Annotated in this window: 1 protein-coding gene (cut by a window edge); it reads right to left on the bottom strand. The window is 70.8% G+C overall.

The window, feature by feature from the left end:
- A protein-coding gene (locus tag MAY35_RS10810; RefSeq protein WP_238421309.1) for a non-ribosomal peptide synthase/polyketide synthase crosses the window boundary here: on the bottom strand, positions 1–12,601 show its 3' end. 27,665 nt of this gene lie beyond the right edge of the window; the window shows 12,601 of its 40,266 coding nt (coding positions 27,666–40,266); its start codon lies off the right edge, out of view; the stop codon is at positions 1–3.

Genomic DNA, 12,601 nt, shown 5'->3' on the forward strand with positions numbered 1-12,601 from the left:
TCAGCCATCCCCGCCGAGGCCGTCGTCGCCGACCGGCTGCGATGGCGAACCACCCGCATCGGGACGACGGCGGCCGATGATACCCGGCAGGGTGTCATCCACCCCGTCTGTCGCCGGACGCGCCGGCCTGCCCGACGACCACGCGAGCACCCGCTCCCGTTCGGCGGGCGTGACCATCGGGCACGCGCCCACCGGCGCCCCCGGCTGTGCCGTCAGCCCGTCGAGGAGCGTAACCAAGCGCTGCGCGAGCAGCTCGATGGTCCCCTCGTCGAACAGGTCGGTCGCATAGACCATCGACGCCGACCACGACCGGTCCGTCCGTGCGGCCACCGCGACCGTCAGATCCAGCTGCGCCGAGGTGACCGGCGACTCCAGCGCCGAGACGCGCAGGCCGTCGGCCTCGATGACCGGCGAGCCGGCTCCGGCGTTGGTCAGCGTGAGCATGACCTGCGCCAGCGGTGAGAAGGCCCTCGACCGGGTCGGGTTGAGGCGGTCGACGAGTGTCTCGAACGGCACGTCGGCGTTGGTGAACGCATCGAGGTCGACGACCCGGGTCTCGTCGAGCAGCTCGTCGAAACTCATCGCCGGGTCGACCTCGGCCCGCAGGATCAGGGTGTTGACGAACATGCCGATCAGCTGATCGATCTCGGCGCGTCCGCGACCCGCGATCGGGGTCGCCACCGCGATGTCGTCGGTGGCCGTGACCCGGGCGAGCAGCACCGCCAGCCCGGCGTGCACGACCATGAACGGCGTCATCCCGCGCTTCCGGGCGAGCGTGGTGATGCGGGTGGCGACGTCGAGAGGGATCTCGAAGTCCACCCGGGCACCCCGGAGCGACGCCACGGTCGGCCGGGGACGATCCGCGGGCAGTTCCAGCACATCGGGAACCCCGGAGAGCTTGCGCATCCAGTACGCGAGCTGTCGTCCGACCACCGAGGTGGGATCGTCGACCGCACCCAGCTCGCGCTCCTGCCACAGCGCGTAGTCGGCGAACTGGACCGGCAGCGGCGGCAGATCCGCTGCGCGACCCGCCGCCCGGGCCTGGTAGGCGGCGGCGACATCGCTCATCAACGGCACCATCGATTCGCCGTCGCCGACGATGTGGTGGAGCACCGCGAGCAACACCCACGTGTTCTCGTCGCGCCGCCACAACCGGATGCGGGCCGGGATCTCGGACGTCACGTCGAAGCCGGCGGAGAGAGCCTCGAGGAGCTCGGCCTCCGTCGCGCACTCGACCAACGTCGGTAGCTCCGCGGACCCGGCGGTGTCGTGGACGACCTGGGTGGGCCGACCGTCGACCGCGGGGAAGGTCGTCCGCAGGATCTCGTGCCGCGCGACGACGTCGTCGACCGCGGCGGCCAGCGCCACCACGTCGAGATCCCCGCTGAGCTGGACCCCGATCGGCAGGTTGTAGGCCGTCGAGGAGGGGTCGAGCCGGTTGATGAACCAGATCCGCTGCTGCGCGAACGACAACGGGATCGACTCCGGTCGCGGCTCGACCCGGGTGACCGGTGCTCGCAATCCGCCCCGATGCTCGCCGAGCGCGGCCAGCGCACGCGGCGTCGGTGACTCGAACACGTCCCGGACCCCGATGTCGGCGTCGAGGGCGTCCCCGACACGCGCCGCGAGGCGGGTGGCCGACAGCGAGTTGCCGCCGAGGTCGAAGAAGTCACCGGTGACCGACACCGCGTCGACACCGAGTAGATCCGCGAAGATCGCGACCACCCGGGCCTCCGTGGGCGTCTCCGGCGCCACGAGATCCTCGGTCCGGGCCTCGGGCACGGGCAGCGCCCGCTTGTCGAGCTTGCCGGTCGGGGTGAGCGGCAGGCTCTCCAGGACCGTGATCGTCGCCGGGATCATGTACGACGGCAACCGGTCCGCGAGATGGCCGCGGAGGTCGGCCACGTCGACCTCGTCCGCGCCCCGGACAGGAACCACATAGGCGGCCAGCGCCGTCGCCACCGAGCCGCCGACGGCGATCACCAGGGCCGTCGAGACGTCGGCATGTGACGACAGTGCGTGCTCGATCTCGCCGAGTTCGATGCGCAGGCCGCGGAGCTTCACCTGGTCGTCGGAACGGCCCAGGTACTCCAGCACCAGCTCACCGTGTGCCGTGCGCACCCATCGCACACGGTCGCCCGTGCGATACATGCGTTCGCCCGGATCGCCGTACGGACATGCGACGAAGCGCTCGGCGGTCAACCGCGGGCGACCGAGGTATCCGCGGGCCAGTGAGACACCGGTCGCGTACAGCTCGCCGGCCATCCCCACCGGCACCGGACGCAGCTGGGCGTCGAGAACCATCAGACCGGTGCCGGGCACCGGGCCCCCGAGGTGCACGGGTTCGTCCGGGTCCAACGGTCCGCTGATGGCCACCGCCACCGACGCCTCGGTCGGGCCGTAGGCGTTGTGGAACGCGGTCTGCGTCGACCACTGCTGAACCAGTCGCTGGGGCACGGCCTCGCCACCGGAGGCCAGAACCCGCAGAGCAGGGAGCTCGGTGGCTTCGACGGTCGCCAGTACGCCGGGGGTCAGCAGCGCGTGCGTGATCCCCTCCGTCCGTAGGAACTCCGCGAGCACGTCCCCGCCGACGACGTCGTCGGATCGGTAGACGAGCGTCGATCCCGAGGTCGAGGCGAGCAGCCACTCGAGGACCGAGGCGTCGAAACTCGGTGAGGCGTAACCGAGTACCCGCGAGCCGGCGGTGATGCCGAACCGCTCGACCTCGGCCGACGCGAAGGCATGCGCGCCGCGGTTGGTGACCGCGACGCCCTTCGGCACGCCGGTCGATCCGGAGGTGTAGATGACGTAGGCCAGGGCATCGGGATGCGGCGGGCCCGCGGTCTCCGCCGGCCTCAGCGGCCCACCGTCGACGTCGCGTACGGCCTCGGCGAGCTCGCCGACGTCTGTCCACGACGCGTCGTCCGACGGTGCGTCGTTCTGCACCGCGCCGTTCTCCACCGCGCCGTCGCCGCCGGATCCCGGCCGGTTCCCGATGATCAGGCGCACACCCGAATCGGACACCATGTGGGCGATGCGGTCGGCGGGGAGCGTCGGGTCGATCGACAGGTAGGCGGCACCCAGCTTCGCGGCCGCCCACTGCACCACCAGACGGTCCACGGTGCGTCCCACGGCCAGCCCGACCACGTCGTCGACGCCGACACCCCGGCCGATCAGCCACCGCGCCAGTCGGTTCGACCGTTCGTCGAGCTCGGCGTAGGTGAGCTCGGCCCCGGCGGCGTCGGTGACCGCGACGACCGAGGCGTGCTCGGCCGCCACCTCGGCGAAGACCGCCGCCAGCGGGCGTGCCGCCGGCGCCGGCGGCCCGCTCACGGGCGCGAGTTCGGCGGCGGTCGCCGCGTCCAGCAGTGCGATCGCCGACGTCGGCAGATCGGCGTCGTCGACCGCGCTGCGCAGGATCTCCCTCAGTGCCGCACCGAAGATCCGGACCTGTTCCTCGGCGAAGGCCGCGGGCAGATACTTCAGCTTCAACAGCAGCCGATCGCCGGACGGCGACGAGGCCAGATTGAGCGGGTAGTGCGTCGAGTCGTCGGCGTCGACGCCGACGATCTGCAGCCCGCCCGCGAGCGAGGTGTCCGCGGTCGACAGCGAATCGGAGTCCACCGGGAACGACTCGAACACCGTCAGGGTGTCGAACAGGGGACCCATCCCGGCCTGTGCGGTGATGTCGGCGAGCCCGATGTGCTGATGGTCGAGGACGGCGACCTTGTCGGCCTGCATCGCGGTGAGGACGTCGGCGATCGAGGACGCCGGATCGACGTCCACCACGGTCGGCAGCGTGTTGATGAAGAGTCCGACCATGCCCTCGGCGCCCTCGAGATCCGACGGGCGGCCCGAGACCGTCTCGCCGAACGCCACCACCTGATCACCGGTCATGCGCGACACCAGCACCGCCCACGCGAACTGCAGGATCGTGCTGACCGTGACACCGCGCTCACGGGCGAGGCGGTTGATCGCGGCGGTGAGCTCCGCGTCGAGCCACTCCTCGTGATTGCGCGGCAGTGCCTTGGTGGTGGCCTCGTCCCCGCCGGCGACCATGGTGGGCTCGTCGAGGGGCGCGAGGACCTCGCGCCACGCGGCGAGACCCGCCGCCGGATCGGCGGCACCGAGCCTGCGCACGTGGTCGCCGAAGTCGGAGACCCCGCGATCGGAGTGCGCGGCGAGTGTGGCGGTGTACGGCCCGACGCCGGCATAGAGGGCCAACAGGTCGGCGAGGACCAGCGGTCCCGACCATCCGTCGAGCAGGATGTGATGGTTCGTGACGACGAGACTCAGCGTCGCGCCACCGTCCCCGGTACCGCGTTCGACGCACACGAACCGCATCAGCGGCGGGGCCGCGAGGTCGAACGGGGCGATGCGTTCGGCGTCGGCGATCTCGCGGACCCGACGGTCGGCATCGTCGGTGCCGAGCCCGGGCTCGAGGGCGACGTCGGTCCACGGCAGGTCCACCCGTGGCGGTACGACGGCCACCAGCGCACCCCCTGCGGTACGCACGTAGGCGCTGCGGAGCACTCGGTGATGAGCGACCAGTTCCTCTGCGGCAGCACGCAACCGGTGGCGGTCCACGTCGCCGCCGAGGTGCAGCACCGCCTGGGTGACGTAGACATCCACGTCGTCGGCTCCCGCCGACTCCCGCGCGGTCATCTGCGACTGGAAGTACAGGCCGGCCTGCAGCGGCGTCAGCGGCCACACGTCGGCACCGGGGAACCGCACCGCGAGGGTGTCGAGTTCGTCCTGGGTGATCGAGCTGCCCGGTACATCCGACGGCGACCGTCCGGGGTCCCCGACGGTGTCGATGTGCTGCACGAGCGAGGCCAGCTCGTCCGCCCACAACCCGGCGAGGGCGGAGATGTCGTCTGCGTCGAACAACGCCCGGGGGAACGTGAAGTTCACGCTGAGGCGGCGTTCGTCTCCGTCGCGACGAGTACTGACGTTGACGCTCAACGGGTTCAGGGCGACCATGGCGCCCGAGACCGACGGCGGCATCCCCGGCGCACCCGGTGCTCCGGTGAACGGGATGACCTCGGTCGGTTCGTGCGCGCTCGCCCGCCCGGCGCGTCCGGCGCCGAAGAAGTTGAACCCGATGCTCGGCAGCGGCCGATGCGTCAGTTCCGTCTCCCGGGCGTACCGCAGCACGCCGAAGCCCAGTCCGCCGTCGGGCTGTCCGAGGCGTTCCTCCTTGGCCGACTTCACCGCGTGGGTGACGTCGGCGGAGGGATCGACCGAGACCGGGGCGATCGTCGTGAACCAGCCGACGGTGCGCGACAGGTCGACGGCGCGCCTGCCGTCGGCCGTGTCGATGTCGTCCTGTCGGCCGTGGCCCTCGACGAGCACCGTGACCGGTGCGACGTCGGCGATGCCGCGAGCCGACTGCCACGCGCGGACAGCGCGGGCGAAGGTACCGAGCAACACATCGTTCGCGTTGCCGCCGAAGGCTTCCGGCACGACGGTCAGGGCGGCTTCGGTGACGTCGGCGTCGAAGGCATGAATCACCGACACCTCGGTCGCGAACCGGTCACGTGCGTGATCGAAGGCGACCCCGAGGTCGGTGGGCCGCGCCGGGAGACGGTCGAGCCAGTACGGCAGCTCCGCATCGCGCCCGTGCGCCTGTTCCGAGACCGCATGCGTCCAGGTACGTTCCGAGGTCGATTCGGAACGAAGCGCGACCGGTCGACCTGCCACGTGCTGTGCCCAGCCCGTGACGAGGTCCTCGATGAGGATCGGCCACGACACGGCATCGACACCGAGGTGGTGGATCGCCAGCACGATCCGTCCCGCACCCGCGGAATCCTCGACGATGCCGGCCGCCACGAGGACGCCGGCCGCCGGATCGAGATGCGCCAAGGCCTCGGCGTGAGCGGCACGCAGGTCGTCGGCGTAACCGGCCTCGTCGACCGTCGACGCGGACCGGCGCATGAACACATACGGCGCCGAAGACGTGCCCTCACCGGAATCGGCGTCCGCATGCCGGTCCGTCCCGGCCTCGAGACGCCAGGTGTCGCCGTCTTCGATCAGTCGTGCCGACAGCATCGGGTGTATCGCGACGAGTTCGCGCAGCAGATCCGACAACGCCTCGGGGGTGATGCCCGCGGGCGCGTGCAGCACCCGGTACTGCGAGAAGTCCGCGAAATCCGCTGCGGAGGTGGAGTGTTCGACCATCCACGACATGACCGGCAGGAGCGGCATCGCACCGCGCGCCCCGCCGTCGCGTTCTTCGAGTGCGGGCAGCCGATGGGCCTCCCCCGCGACGACGCGGGCCATCGCCCGGATCGTGCGTTGCTCGAAGATGTCCCGCGGTGTGAGGGTGAACCCTGCCGCGCGGACCGCCGACGCCAGCTGGATGGACATGATCGAGTCGCCGCCGAGCGCGAAGAACGACTCGGTGACCGACACCCGATCGAGTCCGAGGAGTCCGGACACGATCGTGGCCAGCGTCTCCTCCACGGCATCGGCCGGCGCGACGTAGTCGGCGTCGAGCCCGGCGAAGTCCGGAGCGGGGAGTGCCCGTCGATCGAGCTTGCCCGCACTGTTGAGCACGACGTCGTCCATGCGCATCCACAGCGTCGGACGCATGTACTCAGGGAGTGCCTGGGCCGTCGCGTCCCGCAGGACGTCGAGGTCCACGCCCGAGGGCGCCACGTAGGCGACGAGGTGTTGTCCGCCACCCGGCGCATCGGCGACCGTGACCGCGGCGTGGACGACGCCCGGCGCGGCCGCGACGACCGACTCGATCTCGCCGAGCTCGATGCGCTGACCGCGCAGCTTGACCTGGAAGTCGGTGCGGCCCAGGTATTCGATCTCGCCGTCGGCGTTCCAGCGCACCAGATCGCCGGTGCGGTACAGACGCGCACCGGGCGGCCCGAACGGGTCGGCGACGAAACGTTCCGCCGACAGTCCTGGCTGCGCGGCGTAACCGCGGGCGACCTGATGGCCGCCGAGGTACAGCTCACCGGGCACACCGGTGGCCACGGGTTGCAGTCGTGCATCGAGCACATAGGTCGTCGTGTTCCACACCGGCACCCCGATCGGCACGACCGACTCCGCCTGCGTCACATCGGCATACGCCACCTCGACGGCGGCCTCCGTGGGACCGAACAGGTTGACGATCTGCACGTGCGGCAGCAGCGCATGGGCACGTGCGACGACACCCGGCGGGAGCGCCTCACCGGAGGCGAACAACCAGCGGAGCGTACCGAGGCCGGAGATCACCTCGGCGGGAACGACATCGAGGAACACCGACAGCATCGACGGCACGAAGTGCACCGAGGTGGCCTGTGACCGCTCCACCAATTCGGCGATGTAGAGCGGGTCGGCATGGCCGCCGGGCTCGGCGACGACCATCGTCGCACCGGTCAGCAACGGCCCGAACAGTTCCGGCACCGAGACGTCGAAGGTGTACGGCGTCTTCTGGATGATCCGGTCGCCTGCGGTCCACGGGTACTCGTCCAGACCCCACCGCAACCGGTTCATCACCGCGGCGTTCGAGACCGTCACACCCTTGGGCCTGCCGGTGGATCCGGAGGTGAACAACGTGTACAGCGCGTCGTCACCGCGCATCGGACGCACTCGTTCGTCATCGGTGACCGGCGGCGTCGACAGATCCACCTCACGCGTGGAATCGACCGTGACCCAGCGGATCTCGTCCCCGAGAGCGTCGAGGTCGGCCTGCACCGGACGTGGCCCGACGAGGAGGATCCCCACCCCGGCCGTGTCGACCATGTAGCGCACACGATCGGCGGGCGCCGCGGTGTCGATGGGTACGTACTGCCCGCCGGCCGCGACCACGGCGTGGACGGCCACGACCATCTCCACACCGCGATCGATGCACACGGCCACGGCGACATCCGGGCCGACGCCCAGACTCAGCAGTTCACGCGCGAGTTCGGCGACCCTTGCGCCGAACTCGCCGTAGGACAGCTCACGGTCGGCGAAGGTCAGCGCGATCGCGTCGCGCGACCGCGCTCGGCGAAACGAGATGGCATCGGCCACCGATCCCGCCGGGATGGCGGTGTCCGCACCGCGCGAGCGGCGGAGTATCTCTTCGACCTCCGCGGGTTCGAGGAGGGCCGCGTCGGCGACGGGCGCCTCCGTCCGCGTAGTGAGCTGATCGAGCAGCCCGACGAATCTCCGGGCCAGTTGCACCACGGTATCCTCGTCGAACAGGTCGCGGGCGAAGACCAGTGAGATGGGCCAGTCGGCCTCGTCGTCGGGAACCGTCACGCCGAAGGTCAGATCCACCTTCGCCGGTGGTTCGATCGGCGGCATGGGCTCGATGTCGAGCCCGGCGACGGCTGCGGGCGCGGTGTCCGCACCCATCTCGGGCAGGGCCGTCTGGCCGAAGGTGAGCATCACCTGGGCCAGGGGCGCGAACGCCTCGGACCGAACCGGGTTGAGCTTCTCGACCAGCATCTCGAAGGCGACGTCGGCGTTGGCGAACGCTTCCAGATCGGTCTCGCGCGCCTGATCGAGCAGGTCGGCGAACGACATCGACGGATCGACCCGGGCGCGCAACACCAGGGTGTTGACGAACATGCCCACCAGCGGATCGAGCACCCGCTGGCCGCGCCCGGCGACCGGTGTGGAGATCGCGATGTCCTCGCTCGCCGACAGCCGCGCGAGCAGCACGGCGAGCGCGGCGTGCACGACGATGAACGGGGTCGCGTCGGCCTCGCGCGCCAGGTCGCGGATCCGTGCGCCGATCTCGGCCGGGATCGCCGCGGCCACGCGGCCACCGCGCTGCGATGCGACGAGCGGTCGGGGCCGGTCGAAGGGCAGCGTGAGGACCTCGGGCAGATCGGCGAGTTTGTCTGTCCAGTAGGACAGCTGGGCACCGACGACCGAGTCGGGGTCCGACCCGTCGCCGAGGACGTCGTGCTGCCAGAGCGCGTAGTCGGCGAACTGCACCTCGAGCGGTTCGAAGTCGGGTGCGCCTCCCGAGACCCGTGCGTCGTAGGCGGTGAGCACGTCGGTCAGCAGCGGGTTCATCGATTCGCCGTCAGCCGCGATGTGGTGCACGACCACCGCGACGACCGCACGATCCGGCGCGATCTGCCAGACCCGCACGCGGATCGGCCAGTCCGCGGCGACGTCGAAGCCAGCGGTGACCGCGGCCTCGAGGCGACGCTGGTCGGTGACGACTTCCCAGTCGAGCCGGTCGGCGATCTGCTCGCGCGGTGCGACGAGCTGATACGCCACGCCCTCGACGGACGGGAACGTGGTGCGCAGGACCTCATGCCGCTCGATCACGTCGACGATCGCCAGCCGCAGCGCGTCGATGTCGAGCGGTCCGGCCACCTGCAGGACCACGGGGATGTTGTAGGTCGGCAACGACGGGTCGAACTGGTTGATGAACCACATCCGCTGCTGCGCGAACGACAACGGGACCAGTTCGGGCCGTTGCGGATTCGCGACGATCGCAGGCAGGGCCTCGGCATGACCGGACACCTCGCCGACCAGCGCGCGCACCGTCGGTGCCTCGAAGAGGTCACGGACAGAGGTCTCGACGCCCAGCACCTCGCCGACCCGGGCCGCCACACGGGTGGCCGACAGCGAGTTGCCGCCGAGGTCGAAGAACGACTCGGTGACGCTGACCCGTTCGAGTCCCAGGACGTCGGCGAACACCGCGGCGACCGCGGCCTCCTGCTCGGTCTCGGGTTCGACGATCTCGCCGACCTCGATGACCGGTTCGGGGAGGGCGGCCTTGTCCAGCTTGCCCACCGGCGTCAACGGGAGCGCGTCGAGCACCGCCACCGATGCCGGCACCATGTGCGCGGGGAGGCGTTCGCCGACAAAGCTTCTCAGCTCCGCCGCGTCGAGCTCGGCGGGGCCGGAGCCCGTGTCGACGGCCACCACGTAGGCGGCGAGCGCGGTGGCGACCGAACCGCCGACACCGATCACGACTGCCGATCGGACGCCGGGGTGTTCGGCCAGCACGGATTCGATCTCGCCGAGTTCGATCCGCAGACCGCGCAGCTTCACCTGGTCGTCGCTGCGACCGGAGTACTCGAGGACGGGTGCACCGGTCGAGTCCTGCCGCCAGCGCACGATGTCGCCGGTGCGGTACATGCGATCCCCCGGATGCCCGTGCGGGTTCACCACGAACCGGTCGGCGGTGAGTCCCGGACGGTCGAGGTAGCCGCGCGAGAGCGCACCCCCGCTGACGTAGAGCTCACCCGCGACCCCGATCGGCACCGGGCGCAGTTGCGCGTCGAGCACCATCAGGCCGACGCCGGCGAGCGGGCCGCCGAGAGCGACGGGCTCCCCCACCGCCATCGGCGCGCTGATCGTCACGCCGATGGTCGTCTCGGTGGGACCGTAGAGGTTCTGGATGCGACGGAACGGCGCCCAACTGTCCTTGAGTGCCTGCGGCACCGCCTCACCACCGGCGTAGACGACGCGGAGCGCAGGCACGGCCTGCGGCTCGATCGTCGCGAGCACGGTCGGGGTCAGGAAGGTGTGGGTGATGGCCTGACGCATCATCAGGTCCTGCAGCGGCGGCCCGCCGACCGCCTCGGCGGACCGGTAGACGAGCACGCCGCCCGACACGATCGCGAGCAGGTACTCCAGGACCGACGCGTCGAAGCTCGGCGAGGCGAAGCCGAGGACCCGCGAGTACTCGTCGGCGCCGGACCGGCGGATCTCCTCCGCGGCGAAGTTCGCCAGGCCCGAGTGCGTCACGGCGACACCCTTGGGGCGCCCGGTGGAACCGGACGTGTAGATGACGTAGGCGATGTTGCTCACCCGGACCGGCGCGAGGCGCTCGGATTCCGGCACGGTCGTCTCGGAGTGCGCGGCGATCTCCGCCGCCACCCCGGCGTCGTCGAGCCGGACCCAGTCGAACCTGTCGCCCGGCAAGTCGCCGGACGCGTCGACCGCGAGGCCCAGGATCGCACCGGAGTCCTCGACCATGTTCGCCACGCGGTCGGCCGGGTAGTCCGGGTCGATGGGCACGTAACCGGCACCGGTCTTGGCCACCGCCCAGATCGCGGTGAGCAGTTGCGCCGACCGCCCGATCGCCAGCGCGACCAGTGTCTCGGCTCCGATACCGCGTTCGATCAGCCAGCGCGCCAGGCGATTCGACCGGGCGTCGAGCTCGGCGTAGGAGAGCATCACGTTGTCGGCGTCGACGACGGCCTGACGGGGTCCCCACTTGGTGGCGGCCTGCGTGAAGATGTCGGCGAGGACCACCGGCTCGGTGCCGGCCCCACCGGTGACGACCGCATCGGAGTCGGCGATGGAGACCGTCTTCTGCGGCTCCGGTTGCGCTGCCGCGCGGGCGAGTTCGGCCACCGACATGGTCGTCTCACCGAGCGGGATCTGCCGCAGCGGCATCTCGGGCTCCGCCAGGGCCTCGGTCAGCAGCGTCACCAGCTGCTCGGCGAGACGCGCCACCGACGGTTCGTCGAACAGATCGGTCGCGTAGGTGATCGCACCCGACCAGTCCTCGGACCCGGCCGGTTGCGAGAGCGCGACCAGCAGGTCGACGCGGGCCGGGATGCGCTCGGTGGTCACCGAACTCACCTGGAGGCCGGCGACCTCGCCGATCGAGAGATCCGGACCCGCCAGTTCGGGGAGGGTCGACTGGTCGAACGTCAGCCACACCTGGGTGAAGGGCGCGAACGCTGCCGACCGCTGGGCCCCGGCCGCATCCGCGACCACGTCGAACGGGACGTCGGCGTTGGCGAAAGCAGCGAGGTCGGCGTCTTTGGCGGCGTCGAGCAGGTCGGCGAAGCCGCGGTCGCGGTCGACGGTCGTCCGCAACACCAGGGTGTTGACGAACATGCCGACGAGCGGCTCGAGCACGCGCTGCCCGCGACCGGCGATCGGTGTGCCGACGGCGATGTCGTCGGTTGCCGACAGCCGTGACAGGAGCGCGGCCAGTGCGGCGTGGACCACCATGAACGGGGTCGTCCCGGTCTCCTGGGCGAACCCGGCGATGCGATCGCCGACCGACGCGGGGACGCCGAACAGGACGCGGCCGCCGCGCTGGCTGGCCCGCGCGGGCCGGGGACGGTCGGTGGGCAGCTCGATCACGTCGGGGAGGCCGGCGAGACGGTCGGTCCAATAGGTGAGCTGGCGGCCCACCACGGACTCGGGATCCTCGGGCGAACCGAGAACCTCGTGCTGCCAGATCGCGAAGTCGGCGAACTGGACGTCGAGGTCGGCGAATTCCGGGTCGGTGTCGGCGGACTCGGCGAGGTAGGCGGTCACGACGTCGCGCACGAGCGGCGTCATCGACTGCCCGTCCGAGGCGATGTGATGGGTGATCACCGCGAACACGTGCTCGTCGGGCGTCACCTCCCAGATCCGGGCGCGGATGGGCCATTCCCGCGAGACGTCGAAGCCTGCGGAGACCGCCGCCTCGATCTCCTCCTGCGAGGACACCTCCTGCCAGTCCAGCTTGGCCGCGACCGACGTCGCGCGGTTGATCTTCTGGTACGGCATGCCGTCGGCCGACGGGAACGTCGTGCGCAGCGACTCGTGGCGCGACACCACGTCGATCAGAGCGGCGTGCAGCGCGTCGGTGTCGAGCGCACCGGACAGCCGCAGCACGATCGGCAGGTTGTAGGCCGACGAGGTG

Source organism: Gordonia sp. 'Campus' (assembly GCF_022206305.1).
GTDB lineage: Bacteria > Actinomycetota > Actinomycetes > Mycobacteriales > Mycobacteriaceae > Gordonia.